This window comes from Paenibacillus sp. B46(2026) (genome assembly GCF_056786355.1).
Genome location: NZ_CM165907.1, coordinates 5,421,630 through 5,442,330 on the forward strand (window position 1 = coordinate 5,421,630; position 20,701 = coordinate 5,442,330).

Genomic DNA, 20,701 nt, shown 5'->3' on the forward strand with positions numbered 1-20,701 from the left:
GGAAACGGCGTATGTCCTTGCACCAAGCAGGTTCTCTCTGTGTATACGAGGGTACAAGCCTTCCTTTTAGACAAAATACGTCAAAATATGTGAAAAACGCTACCTCTCCCCTACTTCAGACACAATTTTAGAAAAAAACCAAATTTGCATCTTTTCCAAAGTTTTACACTGTGATAACATACGTTCCAAGCAGTTTTATTTACAAAAATAACCTCGTAAGGAACAAAAGTTCCCAAATGGTCTCTTTTACTGTTTATTGACCTTAGGTTAATTTTGATGATGGCATTCGCAAAGCATATTTCAGTTGATTGCATTCTGATCTTGAGAGGAGTGATGCTGTTCAGAATATATTGCCATCGTCACTTACGTAAACCCGGCCTGAACAACCCGGTTTTCCGTGAACACACCTTCTACCTGCGCAATTGGACAACCTCCGGCTTCTGAAAGAGGAACACAATGGACGATTAAGCCTTCGGACTGAAATGAATAAACGGTAATCCTTTGGGTGGTTTTGTTACTTCCCGGGCCAAGGTCAAGCCGATTTCATTCCAATCGTTTCTTGTCTCATTCCACGCTTCAGGTTCAGCCCCACGCTCCGCGCTGCCCAAGTTGCAGACGGAATCCCAACCGAGATAGGCATGATATTTTTCCAAAAAAAAATAAGTTTAAGAATAGGAGAGTTTACGATGAAATTTGCCAAAGTTATGCCAACAATTCTTGGAGGAGCTCTTTTGCTCGCTTCCGTATCTTCTGCTACTGCAGCTCCATTGTCTGATCAATCCATTCCACTTCAGGCCCCTTATGCCTCAGAGGAGGGTATTCCATTGAACAGTGGAACAGATGACACCATCTTCAACTACCTTGGACAACAGGAACAATTCCTGAATTCCGATGTGAGATCCCAGCTCAAAATTGTTAAAAGAAACACAGATACATCTGGCGTAAGACACTTCCGCCTGAAACAGTATATTAAAGGCATCCCGGTCTATGGTGCAGAACAGACAATCCACCTGGACAAAACCGGAGCCGTGAGTTCCGCGCTTGGCGATCTTCCACCGATTGAAGAGCAAGCTATTCCGAATGATGGTGTAGCCGAGATCAGCGGAGAAGACGCAATCCGTATTGCAACCGAAGAAGCAACCTCCCGCATTGGAGAGCTTGGTGCCGCGGAAATAACGCCTCAAGCTGAATTGAACATCTATCATCATGAAGAAGACGGCCAGACTTACCTGGTTTACATTACGGAAGTTAACGTGCTTGAACCAGCCCCTCTGCGGACCAAGTATTTCGTAAATGCAGTGGATGGCAGTATCGTATCCCAGTTTGACCTCATTAACTTCGCCACCGGAACAGGTACAGGTGTGCTTGGTGATACCAAAACCCTGACAACCACCCAATCCGGCAGCACCTTCCAACTGAAAGATACCACTCGCGGCAATGGCATCCAAACGTACACGGCGAACAATCGCTCCACGCTGCCGGGTACCCTGCTCACGGATTCGGACAATGTATGGACCGATCGCGCAGGTGTAGATGCTCACGCTTATGCTGCTGCCACGTATGATTTCTACAAAAACAAATTCAACCGTAACGGGATTAATGGTAACGGATTGCTGATCAGATCCACCGTTCACTACGGCTCCAATTACAATAACGCCTTCTGGAACGGGACACAGATTGTCTTTGGTGACGGAGACGGAACAACTTTCCGATCCCTGTCTGGTGACCTCGATGTTGTGGGTCACGAATTGACGCATGGTGTTATTGAGTACACAGCCAATCTGGAATATCGCAATGAACCAGGTGCGCTGAACGAAGCATTTGCCGATATTATGGGCAATACGATCCAAAGTAAAAACTGGTTAATCGGTGATGATATCTACACACCTAACATTCCAGGGGATGCGCTGCGCTCCATGTCCAACCCTACACTGTATGGTCAACCTGACAAATACAGCGATCGCTACACAGGTACACAGGACAACGGCGGTGTCCATATCAACAGTGGTATTATTAACAAAGCCTATTTCCTTGCAGCTCAAGGCGGGACGCACAACGGTGTGACTGTAACCGGAATCGGACGGGATAAAGCTGTACAGATTTTCTACAGCACACTGGTGAACTACCTGACACCAACGTCCAAATTTGCCGCTGCCAAGACAGCAACCATTCAAGCAGCCAAAGATCTGTACGGAGCCAATTCCGCTGAAGCTACTGCCATTACCAAAGCATATCAAGCTGTAGGCCTGTAAATCTTACTTTAATCTTGTAAATCTTACTATAATGTAGATGAACTTATAATAAACTCATTTTAAATTGTAACGAAACGTTCAGACACCCCTCACCGTCCGAACGGATCAAGCTTAGTTCAACCAAAAGCGGTGTCCAGGACAACTATGGACACCGCTTTTGTCTTTTTACTGATATGCTGCACTATCCTTGCGAAGGCCCTGCCGCAATCCATGATAACAAGCCGTACGTATGCTTGCAGTCTGGAGTACGCGACACTTCAAGTACTGCTTCATCCTCACTCTGCGAGAGAAGGGATACCTGAAATCCCCGATCATTGCTCATGGCCACAATCACATAATGCTCTGAAGCAAATGATTCTTCAAAAACAACAGTTACCTCCGTGCAATCTTCACTCTCTGGCAGTACAAAAGCTTCCATCCCGAATTGTTGTACCACAGGTTGTTTGCTTACGCTGCGAACAGGTTGAAATGCCAGATGTTTGGCCTGAACTGCACCTGATTGCAGCTGGCTGCTGCCCACGGCATTATCACATAGATGCTCCTGTGTAATGGATTGTTCACTAAACATAAACTCCGTAGTTCCACCGATCTCCTGTGACAGTTCAAGCTGTGGTTGCTGAGCCTGAACAGCCTCCTCTGTCGTGTATGAAGCTGCCAATGGTACTCCATGCTGGTCTGTTGGGGATAGCAGCTCTTGTTGTTCCTTTAGACTGGCACTCGGCAATGCCTCGACGATTGCCTGCTGTGATAGCTGTACAGCCTCACTGTTTGCTTGAAGAAATGCTTCTTTCCTTTTGATCGCTGCCAGCTGTTCCAGCGTTTCTCCACTGAACTGACGAATCGCATTCCAGATCTCTACACTTAAATGGGCAGGACCAACAATTCCCGCATTCAAGTGATTGGAGGTAATGCTTTGGTCACCCAGTTTGCTGCCAGTTACACTGCCGTCAGCTAGTTTGGCGCTCGTTACGGATCCATTCTGCAGATGAATTCCGCTTACCAATTCCTCTTCCAGATGGACTGTGCGAATACTGTGTTCCTGAATATGATCAGCAAGGATCGTTCCATCCTGAATGTGCCCGGAATGTACACTTTTGTCTGCCAAGTGGATTGCCGATACCGTACCTTCAAGCAATTTATTGCCGTTTACACTGCCATCAGCCAGTTTCGCGCTCGTTATCGAACCATTGTGCAGGTGAATCGCACTTACCGATTCCGCTTTCAGGTGAGAGATCCCGATGCTACGCTCTTGAATATGGTCCGCATGAATGGCTTTCTCTTGGATATGGCGGGATTGCACACTACCATTTGCGATATGAAGATCTGACACCGCATTTTCAAGCAATTTGCTGCCGTTTACGCTGCCATCGGCCAGTTTGGCACTCGTTACAGATCCATTTTGGAGATGAACCGCACTTATTGCTTCCTCTTCCAGATGTGACGTGCCGATACTGTTCTCCTGAATATGGTCGGCAAGGATCGCGCCTTCCTGGATATGCCGGCTTTGCACACTTTCCGTTGCGATATGAATTCCCGATACGGTATCTTCAAGCAACTTGCTGCCGTTTATGCTGCCATCGGCCAGTTTGGCACTCGTTATAGCCCCATTTTGCAAATGGATTGCACTTACGGAATCTTCTTCCAGATGGATTGTGCCAATGCTGCGCTCCTGAATATGATCAGCATGGATGGCATCTGTCTGAATATGCCCGGATTGCACACTTTCCGCTGCGATATGAATCCCGGATATCGTACCTTCGAGCAACTTGCTGCCATTTATGCTGCCGTCGGCCAGTTTGGCACTCGTTACAGCCCCATTTTGCAAATGGATTGCACTTACCGACTCTTCTTCCAGATGTGCAGTGCCAATGCTGCGCTCTTGAATATGATTAGCAAGGATGGCTCCCTCCTGAATATGACGGGATTGCACACTATCCTCTGCAATGTGGATATCCGATACCGCACCTTCAAGCAACTTGCTTCCATTCACGCTGTCGTCAGCCAATTTGGCACTTGTTACGGACCCATTTTGCAGATGAATTGCACTTACTGCTTCCTCTTCCAGATGAGGTGTGCCGATGCTCCGCTCCTGAATATGGTCAGCAAGGATCGCTCCTTCTTGAATATGGCGGGACTGCACACTTTCGGATGCAATATGAATTCCCGATACCGCATCTTCGAGCAGCTTACTTCCAATTACGCTGCCATCAGCCAATTTGGCACTTGTTACGGACCCATTTTGCAGATGAATTGCACTTACCGCGTCCTCTTCCAAATGGAATGTGCCGATGCTCCGCTCCTGAATATGATCAGTATGGACGGCACCTTCCTGAATATGCCCGGAGTGCACACTTGCGGATGCAATATGGCTCCCTGATACCGTACCTTCGAGCAATTTGCTGCCGTTTATACTACCGTCCGCCAGCTTGGCATTTGTTACAGATCCATTTTGCAAATGGAACTCACTTACCGACTCCTCTTCAAGATGAGTTGTGCCAATACTGCTCTCTTGAATATGATCAGCATGGATGGCTCCCTCCTGGATATGACGGGACTGCACACTTTCGTCTGCAATGTGGATCGCATACACCGTTCCTGCGGCTAATTTGCTGCCATCAACACTACCACCGGCCAGTTTGGAGCGTGTTACAGATTCATCCTGCAATATAATCGTACTTACCGCTTCTTCTTCCAGATGTAACGTTCCGATGCTACGTTCATGGATATGATGAGGAAGAATCTCACCATCTTGAATATGACGGGAATGTACAGCTCCTTGCTGCAGGTGAACAGCACTCGTCGACTCTGCCTGAAGATGCAAACCACTGATCAAGCCTGGTTGAAGATGGGCTGCAGTGATGGATAAAGGTGCCAGATGGTCTGTTTCGACAGATCCAGGTGCCAAGTGATGGGATGTAATGACCTGTTCGGCAATATGCTCCTCATGAATAATGTCTGGCTTCAGATGCTGTGAGTTCACAACGTGATCACCCAAATGGTCAGACTTCACACTACGGTCGGCCAGATGCTCGGATTGCACAACGGATGGCTGAAGGTGCTCACTGCTTATGGCTGCCTTTTGCAACTCTGTCCCTGATACGGAATCTGCTGCCAAATGGTCCGCAGTGACCGACCCATGCCGCAGTTTGTTGCCTGTAATACTGCCATCGGCGAATAACTCCGGTGAACGTATTTCCTCCGACAAATGTTCCAGGGATACGGCATGCTGTTTCAGGTGATAGCCGCGTATGGTTCCTGCTGGAATATGTTTGGCATTAATGCTTTCAGCCATGATCTTGGAAGAAGTCACGCTGCCGTCGGCCAGTTTGGCTGACGTGACAGCAAAATCCGCCAGTTTATCCGTAGCAACACTTTCTGGTGAGAGCTTAGGAGAGGTAACCGAATGATCTGTCAGATGAGGCGGAAAAATGGACCCTCCGGCCAGCTGGGCCGAAGTTATACTACCGGGAGCTAATTTGTCCGTTGTGACCGCCGCCCTTGCAATGGCCTCTGTTTCAACACTGCCCGGTTGAAGGTGAGGGACACCCACGGTATGTTCTGTGAGGTGCTCCGATTTCACGGCATAAGGTCTCAGGGCCTCGGACCCCACGCTGCCTGGAGCCAGATGTGTACCCGTGACACCACCACCCGCAAGATGCGAGGATGCGACACTTCCCGGAGCGAGTGCTCTGCTACTAACCGATGCCGTTCCAAGTTTTTCTTCTGTCACACTTCCGTCTGCGAGCTTGACGTCTGTCACTGCAGCATCCTGTAACTCAAACGTACCCACCGCCGCCTCAGCCAGATGCCGCTCGGATACTACGCCATCTGCAAGCGCTTCTCCGGATACACTACCGGTTGACAGATGTGTTGCCTCGATGCTTCCACTTGCAATGTGAATGGAGTGAATTGCAGCATTGTCTACATGTACCGGCGTAATTCCCCGATTGACAATATGTTCCGCACGAATGGATCCTTTGGCAAGATGTTTCCCCTGCACAGCTTCATCTGCAATTTTGGAAGCAATGACACTTTGGTCTGAAATCTTTGAAGCCGTAATCGACTGTTCCAACAATTTTGCTGTTCCAACCGACTGGTCTGCGAGTTTACTGCTGGTTACCGCTCCCTCGGCCAAATGCTCACTGCCCACTTCACCTTTGCCTAGCTGCTCTTTCCCCACGGCCTGAGCGCGAATCTGGTTCGAACCGATTGAACCGTCCAACAAGTGTTTTCCACTGAGTGAACCCTCAGCCAAATGTCTGGTTTGTATGGATCCATCCTCAATCTGATCACTACCAATACTGCCCAAAGACAGTTGTGAACGACCGACAGCCCCTTCTGCCAGATGCTCCTGTTGAACTGCACCTGCCTGAATATGATGAGACTCAATGGAGTATTCATGGATTTTGCTGCCTGTGACAGCAGCTTCACGAATTTTGGATGTAGTCACCGCATCGTCGGCCAATTTGGACGTGTGCACAGCCCCTCCCGTGAGATGCCGTGTATCCACGCCGCTAATCGCAATTTTGTCTCCAGTTACAGAATGATTCTTGATTAAATCTTCCGTGACCAACATGCGGCTGAGATGTCTCGTGCCGATGGAACCATCGGCAATTTTGGCTGAATCGATGACCTGGTTGCCCAGCTTCTGCGAAGTAATACTGCCATCTCTGATTTTCTCACCAGCAATAGAAGCATTGCGTAACTTATGACCGGACACGGAGCCGTCAATGAGATGCTCATCGGATACAGACGCTTCTGCCAGTTTGGCAGAAACAATCGCCCCATCTGCAATGTGAATGCTGGTCACTGCATAATCCTGCAATGCTTCACTCCCGACCGCACCCGGTTTCAGCTTGGAGTCATCCACAGAGAACGGAGCCAGTTTGCTCTGCGTAACTGCAAAATCACTCAGATCATCTGAATAGATATAGTGTCCGGTATGACCCGGCATCTGGTTCTGGTTCAGGACCTCCAACCGGTCCTTGCCTGTTGTCTCCTCCTTGTTGGTGCTCTGCTCTTCTTCCAGAGCAAGCGGGGCCACGCTGCTGACCTGAATCTGCTTTTCCAGGCTATCTTGCGTCTCGACTGCCTTGCTATCAGACTCAACGAGTTCCGGATTACTGATTTTGGCTACGCTCTCTAGCTCTTCCAGCTCGTTCGTTGTAGCAGGTAGTTCTGTTGATTCGGATAGGGATTCTTCTGATGCCTGAATGGCCCTCGAATCCCGTTTATTTGTATTCAAGCGTTCTTCCCTATTCAGAGTGAAACCTGAGTTCATTGTGTCTGACCGGCGATTAGTCAGATCCAATTCCTTGAATTTCGGGCTCACATGCCGCAGTTTCGGCGTTAGAACCTTCTTTTTGCCTTTTTTACTCATGCAGCTTGCTCCTTCCTCTAACGTTCATCTCCGGCATCATATGCTCCCATATGGGCATCTGCCACTTTATTCATGACTTTTGCAGATTCCAGAGCACGGATGTACAGGCGTCAAGAGAGGAATGTTCAACGATCTTCGTGGAAATAGGCGTGTCAGGATGATAGAGGAAAGGCGGCTGTCCACGCCCCCGTCCCAGTCATGTCATAGGATATTGTGTCTAGGTCGTGTCTGACGATGCATCTACACACCGGTCTGCGTTATCGCGATGTCTGAGCCATGCGGTGACAGGCCGGCATTCCATGAATGGACGATTCATGTCGCGATAACATCGAAGGAGGAACGGTCATGCTCCAAGAAACGATCGGCATTATGTTCGATTCACGCATGTACCGGGGGATACCGGCCGGAAGGACCGGTCAGGAATCACTCGCAAATTATGAACAGGCAGCAGCCAGTTACGGATTAACTCCCTGCTTTTTGCGACTGGAAGATATTGATTCGAATCGGAAAACATGTCTTGCTTATGTAAAAAAGGACGGCAGATATGTTCGCGAGCGTATGCCATTGCCCTCTGTCATTCATAACCGATCACTCCAGCTTCGTCGGTCGGAACAGCATCAGATCACCAAGCTGATGTTGCAGGGTATTCAGGTATTCAACGTTCGCAACCGGTACCGCAAAGATCACATTCATGACATGCTTCATCAAGACCTCGCATTGAGAGAACACCTGCCCCATGCAGTTAAAGCTACGCCAGAGTCTCTGGCCTATATGATGGAACATTATGATGACCTCGTTATCAAACCGTGCAGCGGTAGTATCGGTCATGGCATTATGCGTGTCTTTCAGCAAGATGGACAGTGGAAGCTAACCTGTGAGACGAAGGCTTCACGAAAAGGATGGGCTACCTTCCGATTGAGCAAAGGACAGCTCCCTTCCTCCACCCTGCGGCGGATCTTTCGCCATGCCTACCTCATCGAAGAGCGTATTAAGTTGGTTCGTTATGAGGGCAGGCCAGTGGATCTGAGGGTATCCGTGCAGCGGGGTAGCGAGGGTCTGTGGGGAATTACAGGCATGTTTGCCAAAGCAGCTCCTGCCCACACGTTTGTTACCAACATCGCCCAGGGCGGTAGAGTCATGACGCTCGCGGAGGCACTTGGAACAGCAGAATCCGAATTCGACCTGGCTCGACTGGAACACAGAATCGGATTCGTTGCGCTCCGAATTGCCCAGACGCTGGCTTCCAGTTTGCCACATCTGGCTGACCTGGGTCTTGATCTCGGTGTAACTCGCAGCGGTCAGATTTATTTTATTGAATGCAATGGACGAGATCAGCGCTACGGTTTTCGTAAGGCCGGAATGTCGGAACATTGGAAGAGAACGTACAGCAAACCGATGGCCTATGGCCGTCTTCTGCTGGAACAGAATTCAAGGATCCCGAGACAACCGCAGACGTACGATAGGGGATTATATTGATTTCGTGTGCATTCTGTGTCAATATTATGCAGAACGGCCGGTCTTGCCGGCCTTGAAGTTCGCATTAACCCTAAGGGGGATATTCATGGCAAAAACGCTGTTGCGATTAATGACCGAGCTTTCTTCGCGCAAATGGATCTCCCGGACTGTGGGAGCCTTCTCCAAAAGCCGGGGAAGTAAGGCATTTATCCCTTATTTTGTCCGGACCTACGACATCCCTGTTCAGGAGGCCGAGAAAGACTGGAAGGAATACCGTTCACTGAACGATTTCTTTACCCGCAAATTGAAACCGGGCATGCGCCCGTTGGAACTTTCAGAGCATGCACTGATCAGCCCCGTAGATGCCAAGATTACGGCAGCCGGTCCGATATCTGCAGGGACACTCCTGAATGTTAAGGGACAAAATTATACACTTGCTGAATTATTAAACCATTCTCCCCATCTGGAGAAGTACAAGCACGGGTACGGGTTCGTCCTCTATCTCAGCCCTCGCGACTATCACCGCATTCATGCACCAGTCAGCGGTCGCAAAATAGAGAGCGAACACATCAAGGGCAAAGTTTATCCCGTGAATGATTTTGGCCTGACCCATATGAGATCCGTGCTTAGTCGAAATGAACGGCTCATTACGTATATCGCACACGATTACGGTGAAGTGGCGGTTGTCAAAGTAGGTGCAATGAACGTAAGTAGCATACAATATGCGAACACGGACACAAGTACCTGGGCACAAGGGGATGATCTGGCATATTTTGAATTCGGTTCCACTGTCGTTCTGCTGACGCAGAGTGGCACATTTGAACCGAAACCGGGCTTACAGCCAGGCGATTCCGTCAAAATGGGTGCATTGCTTGGTCGTTTGAAACCGAAGCAATAATGGGTCACACACCAATAAAGAGGATGGCGCAGCACCTGTAACCAGGTATTGCGCCATCCTCTTTATGCATTCATTTTCATCCATGTATACATGCAATACGAAGCTTTGCTCCGTCGTTATTGGTCTGCTGAGTTCTCCTCAAAACCATACATCTTGCAAGTCCTCTGCCGGTTTGAATCGGCGCAGACGGTTCCGGAAAATATTGCATCCCTTCGTTGAGCATCCCCGGTTGCGGACCCGACGTTTTCCGTTCATCACAAGTTCCCCCTTTTGGTCATCTGGAATGCTAGATCATTACCCTTGCTTCCCAGACTTGAAACGGTGTCATGTTCTTCCATTCACAATTTTAACGAATCTCGGACGGGCTTTTGCCTGTATACTGTTTGAACTGACGACTGAAGAAGAAAATATCCCGGTACCCCAGAGCATCAGCCACTTCGGTCACATTCATGCCAGTATGCACCAGCAGATGTTCTGCCCGTTCAATACGCATGCGGATAATATAAGATTGCACCGATGATCCGACCAGTTCCTTGAACTTGATCGAGAAATATCGGGGCGATAAGCCTGCTCGGGCAGCCAGATCTTCCACCCGATGCGTAATCCCCGGATGCTGACGCACATAATTGGCGACCTCCTGGATCACATCGGATAGCTGATTGCTTACTTTTTTCTCCACAGGTTCTTCCGTATCGGCGCGAAGCAAATGAATCATCAGCTGTTTCAGAATCAATCGACTCTCTTCATCACGTCCATACACATCCGATAAGAACAGTCTTACATAACGTGCCAGCAAATGCTCAAATTCCACGGTCTCCTGTACTTCACGATAAGACTGAGGAACATCAGCAACAGGCACGTCCACATCAAAATGAATATACGTCAGAACCAATGGTTTTTGCTTATTATGTGTTGCAGTAGGATGATCGCCTGGCCTGAACAGAAAACAACTACCCTTGCCAACTTCATACGACTGGTCATTCAGTACAAGCGTCCCTTCACCACTCCATACATAGAATAGATCATAGTTTTGCATCGGTTTTTCCCGTTTCTGCCACTTCCAGCCCGGTTCACAGACAATTTTGGCGACAGCGGGCAAAATAACAAATGATGACGGCGATGCCTGCAGCATGTCGCCACTCCCCCTTGATAGTTAATCTCTCTGCATATGGCATCTTGCTGATCTGAATCTCACTTCTTCAATCCAGGCCATATGTATTTCAGTATCTTGCATCACTTAATCCAAGTTGCTCATATATGATCTCTGCTCCTACAGGAGCGAAACGACTTATCCCATTATACAGCGGAATTCACCGAAACGAAAATGTGCACTTCTCCCAGGCTAGCCGCATTCGCCGAATTCCCTCTATCATCTCTTCTTTCTCCAGATGTGCAAAAGCGAAACAGACCGCCGGATGACCTGAAGTCAACCGGTATCGCTCTGCATCCCGGAACAGTATGCCATCCTCCTCAGCGAGCTTTTTAAACCGCTGATAACTGTCCATATCACCATTCCAGGTAGCGTAGATATGCAGTCCAGCATCACCAAGCTGCATCGTGAATGCCTCCGGCAACTGTAGCTGCATCTCTCGGACAAAAAAATCATGCCGTTCCCCGTATAACCGGGTTAACCTCCGTAAGTGCTTCAGGTAACCTCCTCTGGTCATAAATTTCGCCAGTGCGCGTTGCTCTAACAGCGCCGGAGGCACCGGTTCATACAGCGCCTTGGCGGCAATGAGAGGTTCTACCAGACCAGGTGGCAGTACGGCATAGCCAAGTCGGAACGAAGCAACCATCGTTTGTGAAAATGAACCAACGTAGATGACACGCTGTTCACGATCAAGCACTTTGAGGGGTTCAATGGGTCTTCCGCCCCATCGGAATTCACTATCATAATCATCTTCAATAATGACCGCATTCCGCTTCGAAGCCCAGTCAAGCAAGGCACGTCTTCTGTCCAAGCCCAGCACGGCTCCGGTTGGAAACTGCCGGGTAGGGGTGACAAATAACGTCTGTGCCTCCCATGACTGAGGAATAATGCCTGCGGTATCCACATCTGCCGGGATGATATTTCCACCACAGGATTGGACGGCATGGGCAATGCCCGGATACCCAGGGTTCTCCAATACAACTGCTGTATTCTCCGTAATCAGCAGTTGAGATAGCAGGGTGATACCTTGCATTGAACCGCTGAACAATACAATCTGAGATGATTCAGCCTGGATGCCACGTGTCCATCTGAGATGGGAGGCGATGGCCTCACGCAGTTCCGGATCACCGGCTGCACCACTAGGTTCTCGCCAACCACTGCGATGAACAGCAGCGAGTGCACTCTTCCACTCCGCCAGCGGGAAATGTTCTGCAGGCATACGCTGCATTTGAAAATTAATGACGGACGGCTTCGGTGAAGACATCTGAGTCCGCAGGACTTCGTGTTGCGTATTCAACATCTGTACTCGTTCACCCCAGGGAGACAGCCTGAGAACGGCTTCCTGTTTTTCATTTTCCTGAGTGGATAATGTTTCCGTTACAAATGTACCTCTTCCCCGATGTGCATGGACATAACCATCCGCAAGCAGCATGTCGTATACCTGAGCTACCGAACCACGTGACATCTCATATTGCCTTGCCAACTCACGGGTGGAAGGAAGTCTCGTGCCCCCCACCAATGTGCCTGCATGAATGGCATCACGTAACGCATGGTACAATGCCTCATACTTGTATCGATGCTGAAGTTCATAGGTATCCATCGGCAGCCACAATTCCATCGTGCACCTCTCTTCATCCTTCTTCATTCGTGACCCCTAACCAATTGGCCTACTAAAGTGAATGTAAATTGGATCTATTTCATTGTCAATGTATGAACTATTGTAATCCATAAGATATGGCGTTCTATTATACATTTCAATGATGGGGGAATACACATGAGACGGAAAGAATTCACAGTAGATGAAGAACAGGAGATTACCGAATTTCTGGATCAGTGCTCCTTCGGGTTTCTGGGAACGGTCAGTCCGGATGGACAACCACGGGTTACACCATTAAATTTCGTGTATATGGACGGTTGCTTTTATTTCCACGGCAGTCTTGCTGGCGAGAAGATGAAACAGATCAAACAGGATTCATCGGTCAGTTTCACGGTAGCTGAAGAGTTCTCCCTGATTCCATCCTATTTCAATGATCCCGAGCTTGCTTGTCCGGCGACTTCTTTCTTCAAAAGTGTCATGGCCTTCGGTCAGGCAGAACCGGTTAAAGATCTGGACATCAAAGGTAAGGTACTGCAACGATTCATGGAGAAACTCCAACCGCAAGGCGGATATGTGCCCATTGACGCTACTGACTCGCGTTACACAGGGAACCTCAAAGCTGTAGCCGTCATAAGAATCGTGCCAGAACGAATAAGCGCCAAGTTTAAATTCGGACAAAATCTCTCCAGTGAACGATTCGACCATATCAGTGGTCAGTTGGAACAGCGCAATGAAGGAAGAGATGCCGAAACTGCTGAAATGATGCGGAAATACTGTCCATTTCATCAGCAATAAGTTTCATTTTCTGAGGATTCATCCAAGGATAAATTCAGCTAATTCCCACCTCAAAACCCTCTGCAACAACGCGGTAAAGCGATATAACTGTCATGTTACGTAATTTCCGTGACGGGGCCATGTCAAGGTGATATAATGTTAGGCAGTTGAATCACAAAGACTTGGAAGGATGAAAAGAATGAATCCACTGGCTGAACAGTTGAACGAAAGTATTCAGACAGGCAGCAGTCACGTCTACTCCATGCTGTCACAGCTTGGCAAAGAAATTTATTTTCCTAAAGAGGGGATCTTGAGTCAATCTGCTGAAGCAGCAAGCTTGGCCAAGACCCATAATGCAACGATTGGTATCGCCCTGGAGGGTGGTGTGCCGATGCATCTTCCGGTTATTCAGGAGAAGCTCTCTGCATTCCAGCCGAAAGATCTGTACCCTTACGCTCCGCCTGCAGGCAAACCTGAACTGCGGACCGTCTGGAGAGACAAGATGCTGAAGGAAACGCCTTCGCTTGAAGGTAAAACGTTCGGTAACCCGATTGTAACCAATGCATTAACCCATGGACTAAGTATCGTAGCCGACCTGTTTGTCGATGAAGGGGACGCTGTCATATATCCGGATAAAAACTGGGAAAATTACGAGCTGACCTTCGGAATTCGTCGTCATGGCCAGTTGGTTCATTATCCCCTGTTCGATGATCAATTGAACTTCAACAGTGATGGTCTGCTTCAGGCTTTGCTTGATCAGAAGGACAAAGGTAAAGCAATTGTGCTGCTCAACTTCCCGAATAACCCTACAGGTTATACGCCTGGAGCCGAAGAAGCAGATGCGATTGTGAACACCATTCTTCAGGCAGCTGAAGCCGGCGTCAACGTGGTTGCCGTAACAGATGATGCTTATTTCGGACTGTTCTTCGAAGATTCCATTCACGAATCCCTGTTTGGCAAACTTGCCAACATTCATCCACGTGTATTGACTGTAAAAGTGGATGGTGCTACCAAGGAAGAATTCGTATGGGGCTTCCGTGTTGGATTCATCACGTATGCCCATGAAGATGCAGCCGTTCTGCACGCATTGGAACAGAAAACGCTGGGTATTATCCGGGCGACCATCTCCAGTGGCCCACATCCTTCCCAGACATTTGTCCTCGATGCGCTGAAAGCACCGGAGTTCGAAGGACAAAAACAGGAGAAATTCGAGATTATGAAGGGCCGTGCCAACAAGGTGAAGACCCTTCTCGATAGCGGAAAATATGGAGAAGCATGGGATTATTATCCATTCAACTCCGGTTACTTCATGTGCCTGAAGCTGAAAAAAGTTGGCGCTGAAGAACTTCGAAGCCATTTGCTGCACCAATACGGTGTGGGTACGATTGCACTGGGTGAATCGGATCTGCGAATTGCCTTCTCCTGTATTGAAGAATCCGGATTGGAAGATCTGTTTGCAACCATCTATCGTGGAGTTCAGGATTTGCAGACGACATAGATAATCAATCAGTAACGAAGTGAAATCATCTCATAGCTCAGGGAACAAGTTCATGTCTGAACCCTGAATGATATAAGAACCCTTTGTATACCAGCGACGTTGCATGTCTCAGGATATACGGAGGGTTCTTTCGTATTTTTACTGCCCAAAAGCTTCAATTTCTGGCTTTACCGGGCATCGGCCCAATCAGCCTAACCCCACGGCACATAATATACGATGTACGCAAGGGCGTGCCAAATAACAACTTGAAAGGGGAATGACCATGTCTGGAGTTGAAGATACAAGAGGCGGTTATGGATGCGGCGGTTACGGAGGATTTACTAACACAGGTGCCATTCTCGTTCTGTTCATCTTGCTCGTGATTATCACTAAATCGTTCCTCTGTTAGTCTACACGTTCTCTTCATACGCTCGAACAACATGATTAACTGCATGATTCCATTACAGCACAAAGAAGGGTATACCGGGATACAGCCCGGCATACCCTTCTTTTGTTATCTTTTGTACCACTCATTGTTGAACGCAATCTAATAATCTGAGCTAATCAGGTGTCCGATCGTTACTCGTCCTCTTCTTCCTTCAGCCATTTGTTCCCTTGCGAACGCCGCATGATAACAATCACCAGTATACCCAGAATAAGTGCCACTCCGGTGATGCTTAGTCCACTCACTCCAGCAACCAGCATAGGCAGCCACATGAGCAATGCAGCCAGTGCATGCAGGTGGAATATGAATCCCAACACCTGTGAACGACGGCTTTCTCCCGAGATCGGGTAGATCATGATCCAGAACGATTCACCATGACTGCGACGCAGCGCACCCAGCTGTACCCCTGCAAGCAACAGGAAGAACAGATACACGCCAACACCAAAGTAGCTGCCCGCTGTCCACCATGATAATAACATGCCAAGTACAACCAGGCGTAACACAATGGAAAACACTTCGGTTCGAATAAACGTTTTGGTAATGAGATAACGATAAGCTTTCCCCGCATTCCAGGGAAGACCGCTCCCCAACTTGCTAAGCCAGCGACGCGAACTTACCTTCTGTCCGGATGAAGGTACATCCACGAACCAGCCTAACGTCCGCATAACCCTGCCAGCCTGCCCCTGCTCCACCTGAATCAGACGTTCCCACGCTACCCGATGTTTCACCGGTATACGCAAGGCGACGATATAGACAACAGCCAGCAACAGCAGGAACCATACGCTGCGCTGCGGTGGCTGCCACAGCCATGCGCCAACAGCTAGCACTGCCAGAGACCATCGCAAGAGACGATACCCTCTTGATGCCCCAACCTGAACCATTCTTAGCTCTTGCCATGCTCCATAACTGGACAACCCTTTCCACAACAGCAGGAATACGATGAACCAGCCAAATGGCCGTGCATCCAGATCTGCTCTGACATAGAGGGGCCACAGAGTAACAAACACAAGTAACAAGCCCAGGCTCTTATAGATGACACCCCGAGCAAAGCTATTCTTCAAATATTCCTGCATCCGGTATTCCTGTGGTCGCAGGAACACGATATCTGCCGGAAGCAGATATGTACGATAACTGCTAAACAGCACCAGTGGTGCCAGTAGCAGCAATGCAATCCAGCGAATCGGGAATCCCGACGGAATGTTCTGAACAAACGATGTATACCAGGCGGAGAACGCAATGACGAGAAATAAAAAGACCATAGCTACACCGCTCTGGATCACATAACCCAGATAAGGAAGAATTCCATTCCAGAATCCTGTGCGTCTTTGCTTCCATAGCAGCTTGAGATCCATGCTCAATCCCTGCCTTGTACGAGGGAATAGAACATGTGCTCCAGCGTGGCATCCGATTCCCCGAATTGAGAGCGCAATTCATTCAGTGTCCCTTGAGCAATAACCTGCCCGCGATGCAGAACGATAAAACGGTCACAGTAGTTTTCAATCGTGGACAGAATATGTGAACTCAGCAGGATGGATGATCCCGAAGCTTTCATCTCCAGCATAAAATCAAGCAAGGAGCGAATACCCAATGGGTCCAGCCCCAGAAAAGGCTCATCGATGATGTACAGTGGCGGTCCGGCCACAAAAGCACACATGATCATGACCTTCTGTCTCATCCCCTTGGACAGGTGCGTCGACAGACTTGTACTTTTCTCATTCATGCGGAACAATGCCAGCAATTTCTCCGTACGTTGTTTGAAATCAGCCTCCGACACATTATACGCTCTTGCCGTAAACTCCAGATGCTCCATTACCGTCATCTCGTCATACAGTTCGGGTGATTCCGGTACAAATGCCATCGCCGATTGGTAGATCTGCGCATCCTCGTCCCGCTTCTTGCCCATCACTCGCACTTCACCCTGTTGAGGGGTCATCAAGCCGAGGATATGTTTCATGGTAGTACTTTTGCCAGCGCCGTTTAATCCGATCAGTCCGACCATCTCGCCACGTCCGACTTCCAGATCGATACCGTGAAGGACCGGCCGTTTGGCACTATAGCCTCCGCTTAACCCGCTGATTTGCAGAACAGGCGATTGAACGTTTTCCATCTATCCCTGCACCCCTTTCGTCAGATTCTATTCTTCGGAGCGTGGCGTTTTGTCTTTACTCCACTTGGGTGCTCCTTTGTTTTTACGATCCTGGTCGCGCTCTGTACGGCCTGTATTGCCAGTTGGTTTGCTACCTGCTGGACTCGAATTGGAGATTGTAGCTCTGGTTCCCCCATTACGACTTCCCTGACCTGGTTTGCGATCTCTGGACTGTCCTGGTTTTCTGGAGAACGAATGTCCCTCAGGCCGCGGGTCCGGACGCGGGTCAGCCTCCAGTACTTTACCGCCAAAGAGTACACGTTCTGGCAGTTCAATTCCGAGTTCGCGTGCGAATTTACGCATAATAAAGATCTGTGTTTCATCCACAATGGACAAAACGATACCCGAGCGTCCCATCCGGCCTGTACGGCCTGCACGGTGAACATAGTGCTCCGAGTCAAAGGCAGGGTCATAGTTAATGACCATCGGCAAGCCTTCGATATCCAGTCCTCTGGCAGCGACTTCGCTGGCGATCAGCAACTGAAGTTTACCATTACGGAAGGCAGACAACACATTGCTGCGGGTCACTTTGTCTGCATCACCATACAGTGCAGCAGCCGACAAACCCAGATGATTCATTTTTGCTTCCACTTCACCAATATCCTCGGTTGCATTCACAAATACGATTGCCCGATCCGGGTTATATTGTCTAACCAGACGACGCAGCATGTCAATTTTGTTGCGGTTCTCTTCTACAAAATAATAATGCTCAAGGCCCGCAGCCGTAGCGCGGTCCGGTTCAATCCCGATCTGCACAGGCTCCTTCATCTCACGCTGCGCGAGTCCAGCCGTATGCTCATCAATGGTTGCCGACAGGAAAATCAGCTGACGGTCCCTCAATGCGCTCTTGAGTACAAAGTTCACATCACTTACGCCGCCAAGCTGGAATACCTGATCCGCTTCATCAATGACAATAGTGGAAACGTTGTGCATTTTCAGTTTTTTGAGTGTAATCAATTCTTTCAGTCGTCCCGGTGTACCCACAACCAATTGCGGATGCTCACGCAACTTCTCGATCTGACGTTTAGCCGCTGCGCCACCAATCAGACCCAATACGCCGATTTTACGTTCTTCCGCATAACGCTGCGCTTCACGTACAATTTGCATCGCCAGCTCTTGCGTAGGTGCAATAATGAGCTTCTGTGTACCTTTGATATCCATTTTGATGGATTGTAACAGTGGCAGCAAATACGCCAGCGTTTTCCCTGTTCCCGTCTGGGATTTGGATACGACATCCCGGCCTTCCAGAATCACCGGTATCGTCTGAGCCTGTACAGGTGAAGGTTCGTTAATGCCATGTTTAGCCAAAACCGCCTCCAGATCCTGTTCCACGCCAATTGAAGCAAATGTTTGATTCGTCATGTATGTCCATCCTTTTAATTTATTCATTTTGATGCTAGCCCTGCTTGTACGGATATAACCGAAGCCTGTCATCACATTACCTTTCATTATATGCGAAAAAAGCCCGTGTACCAAATCTTATTCCAGAATTGTATGTATACACGCCAAAAAAAAGAAAAGCCCCTCGGCGGAGCCTTTCTTTCATTCCGTATATGATGCCCATTATTGCATTTTTACTTCTGATTCATTACACCGTGTGACAATCGATCTGCAAGACGTGGAAACAGCTGGTACAGCCACACGCCAGCAGAAGCAATTCTTGGCAGATTTACTTCTTCCTTGCGTTTCTTCATTGCCCGAATCATGTGACTGGCAACGTCTTCAGGTTTCAGCATCATCCAGCGTACATTGTTGACATAATTGCCGGATGGATCAGCCCGATGGAAAAATGGCGTATCAATCGGACCTGGATTAATCGTTGTCACCATAACTCCAGTCTTGCGGAGCTCCTGACGGAGGGCATTACTGAATCCGAGTACGGCATGTTTGGTAGCCGTGTATGAAACGGATTTGGCCGTACCGATTTTGCCAGCCATGGAGGCCACGTTCACAATCTGACCTTTGCCACGTTCCAGCATTTGTGGAAGCACTGCTTTGGTACAGCGGACAATACCCATGTAATTGACGTCCATCATCTCATCGAATTCCTGCACAGACATATCCGTCATCGCTGCGAATTTCCCGTAACCTGCGTTGTTCAGCAAAATGTCGATTCGTCCGTATTTATGCAATATCGCATCCACAGCTGCCTGAACCTGCTCACTATCCGTAACATCAAGCGTAAGCAATTCATGCTGCCCTTTCAGCGAGGCACCAATCTCTTCCAGCTTGTCCCGTGAACGGGCAGCCAGAATCGGGATGGCTCCTTCTTCTATCAGCATCTGTGCACAAAGCGCACCGATACCACTCGATGCACCTGTGATAAACACTACCTGATCTTTCAGCATACCCGACGTCCTCCCGTATTGAACACCTATTGCCTCTTGAGGCGTATGGTTCTATTCTACGAGATCATGACCTGAATATCCATCTCACCAATGCCGTCCATCAGCAAAGGAATGCTCAGTGCTTTCGTTGCACTAAATGTAGTCAGATGTTCGGACTTCATCACTTGTGGAGGTGTAATATCGACCACAACACCCTGGTTCGACAGGATGGTGCTGGCATTACCACTGATCATATTACCTAGTTCCGAAATCGCACTTTTGCTCATCTCATCCATTTCTGTAATGACAAAACCACCCATCATCGCAGATACAATTTTCAATGCAACTTGTTCATTGATTCCGAATACAATGTTTCCGCTAAGTTGTCCGGTCATTCCGATCACGATCCAGACATGGTCTGCAATATACTCTACATTCTTCACGCCAAGACTCCCGGTGGAAGGCGAAACCTGGATGAGCTGTTCGAATACGTTTCGTGCCGATTCCAGGAAAGGATTAATCACTTCCGCTTTCACTGTCTATGTCCCCCTCACACTGGGTTATTGGTCACACACCAAAAGTCCCATATTCAATAAATTTATTATACTTTATCACGTACAAGAATTCATTAAGAATTCGTTAAACCATGTGTACTATAATTTATCGTCATCCGTGGGGCAAATGTTTATAGCTGATTCTAGCGAATAAACAGAGCTTTTCCCTTCTTTTGAAGAAAGCTTTTCGATCATTGTGCGTGGCAAAAGGCATTTAGGACTTTATTACTGTTTTCTCACAACTGT

General features: G+C 48.5%; 15 protein-coding genes. 6 read left to right on the plus strand and 9 right to left on the minus strand.

Annotation, left to right across the window (positions count from 1 at the left end):
- Nucleotides 1-464 precede the first annotated feature (464 nt).
- On the minus strand, nucleotides 465-653 hold the full coding sequence (locus tag AC1S8V_RS24100) for a hypothetical protein (protein WP_482071082.1): 189 nt from the start codon (nucleotides 651-653) through the stop codon (nucleotides 465-467).
- Nucleotides 654-686: 33 nt separating this feature from the next.
- Between AC1S8V_RS24100 and AC1S8V_RS24105 the strand changes: the two genes are divergently transcribed.
- Entirely contained in the window at nucleotides 687-2,252 is a 1,566-nt protein-coding gene (locus AC1S8V_RS24105; protein WP_482071083.1) for a M4 family metallopeptidase, read from the plus strand.
- 181 nt (nucleotides 2,253-2,433) lie between these two features.
- Here AC1S8V_RS24105 and AC1S8V_RS24110 read toward each other — a convergent pair whose 3' ends face one another.
- Entirely contained in the window at nucleotides 2,434-7,632 is a 5,199-nt protein-coding gene (locus AC1S8V_RS24110; RefSeq protein ID WP_482071084.1) for a WIAG-tail domain, read from the minus strand.
- Between the two features lie 345 nt (nucleotides 7,633-7,977).
- Between AC1S8V_RS24110 and AC1S8V_RS24115 the strand changes: the two genes are divergently transcribed.
- Together AC1S8V_RS24115 and asd are read left to right on the plus strand one after the other, a co-directional pair.
- Nucleotides 7,978-9,108: a YheC/YheD family endospore coat-associated protein gene (locus tag AC1S8V_RS24115; protein ID WP_482071085.1), complete on the plus strand. Its 1,131-nt coding sequence runs from the start codon at nucleotides 7,978-7,980 to the stop codon at nucleotides 9,106-9,108.
- An 85-nt stretch (nucleotides 9,109-9,193) separates the two neighbouring features.
- Nucleotides 9,194-9,985, plus strand: coding sequence for an archaetidylserine decarboxylase (gene asd, locus AC1S8V_RS24120; protein ID WP_336764666.1), 792 nt, complete (start codon nucleotides 9,194-9,196; stop codon nucleotides 9,983-9,985).
- A 346-nt stretch (nucleotides 9,986-10,331) separates the two neighbouring features.
- On the opposite strand, the gene AC1S8V_RS24125 is transcribed toward asd, so the two are convergent.
- Both AC1S8V_RS24125 and pdxR read right to left on the minus strand, forming a co-directional pair.
- Nucleotides 10,332-11,117 (minus strand): AraC family transcriptional regulator, encoded by a 786-nt coding sequence (locus AC1S8V_RS24125; protein WP_036605807.1) that lies wholly within the window; start codon nucleotides 11,115-11,117, stop codon nucleotides 10,332-10,334.
- A 178-nt stretch (nucleotides 11,118-11,295) separates the two neighbouring features.
- Nucleotides 11,296-12,753, minus strand: a complete 1,458-nt coding sequence (gene pdxR / locus AC1S8V_RS24130) for a MocR-like pyridoxine biosynthesis transcription factor PdxR (RefSeq protein WP_482071086.1) — start codon at nucleotides 12,751-12,753, stop codon at nucleotides 11,296-11,298.
- Between the two features lie 156 nt (nucleotides 12,754-12,909).
- Here pdxR and AC1S8V_RS24135 point away from each other — a divergent pair, with 156 nt between their 5' ends.
- The 3 genes from AC1S8V_RS24135 (at nucleotide 12,910) to AC1S8V_RS24145 (ending at nucleotide 15,392) form a co-directional block, all read left to right on the plus strand.
- The gene (locus tag AC1S8V_RS24135; protein WP_482071087.1) at nucleotides 12,910-13,527 is read left to right on the plus strand and encodes a pyridoxamine 5'-phosphate oxidase family protein; all 618 of its coding nucleotides are present in this window, start codon (nucleotides 12,910-12,912) and stop codon (nucleotides 13,525-13,527) included.
- A gap of 178 nt (nucleotides 13,528-13,705) precedes the next feature.
- Nucleotides 13,706-15,004: an aminotransferase class I/II-fold pyridoxal phosphate-dependent enzyme gene (locus AC1S8V_RS24140; RefSeq protein WP_482074573.1), complete on the plus strand. Its 1,299-nt coding sequence runs from the start codon at nucleotides 13,706-13,708 to the stop codon at nucleotides 15,002-15,004.
- 262 nt (nucleotides 15,005-15,266) lie between these two features.
- Entirely contained in the window at nucleotides 15,267-15,392 is a 126-nt protein-coding gene (locus AC1S8V_RS24145; protein WP_206759599.1) for a YjcZ family sporulation protein, read from the plus strand.
- A gap of 170 nt (nucleotides 15,393-15,562) precedes the next feature.
- On the opposite strand, the gene AC1S8V_RS24150 is transcribed toward AC1S8V_RS24145, so the two are convergent.
- The 5 genes from AC1S8V_RS24150 to AC1S8V_RS24170 form a co-directional block, all read right to left on the minus strand.
- Nucleotides 15,563-16,780 carry an ABC transporter permease gene (locus tag AC1S8V_RS24150; protein ID WP_482071088.1) on the minus strand — a complete coding sequence of 406 codons (1,218 nt, stop codon included), beginning with the start codon at nucleotides 16,778-16,780 and terminating at the stop codon, nucleotides 15,563-15,565.
- Between the two features lie 2 nt (nucleotides 16,781-16,782).
- Nucleotides 16,783-17,535, minus strand: coding sequence for an ABC transporter ATP-binding protein (locus AC1S8V_RS24155; protein WP_062837910.1), 753 nt, complete (start codon nucleotides 17,533-17,535; stop codon nucleotides 16,783-16,785).
- Nucleotides 17,536-17,562: 27 nt separating this feature from the next.
- Entirely contained in the window at nucleotides 17,563-18,936 is a 1,374-nt protein-coding gene (locus AC1S8V_RS24160) for a DEAD/DEAH box helicase (RefSeq protein WP_482071089.1), read from the minus strand.
- Between the two features lie 212 nt (nucleotides 18,937-19,148).
- The gene (locus tag AC1S8V_RS24165; RefSeq protein ID WP_482071090.1) at nucleotides 19,149-19,922 is read right to left on the minus strand and encodes an SDR family NAD(P)-dependent oxidoreductase; all 774 of its coding nucleotides are present in this window, start codon (nucleotides 19,920-19,922) and stop codon (nucleotides 19,149-19,151) included.
- A 56-nt stretch (nucleotides 19,923-19,978) separates the two neighbouring features.
- Nucleotides 19,979-20,437 (minus strand): chemotaxis protein CheX, encoded by a 459-nt coding sequence (locus AC1S8V_RS24170; protein ID WP_036605799.1) that lies wholly within the window; start codon nucleotides 20,435-20,437, stop codon nucleotides 19,979-19,981.
- Between the last annotated feature and the right edge of the window lie 264 nt (nucleotides 20,438-20,701).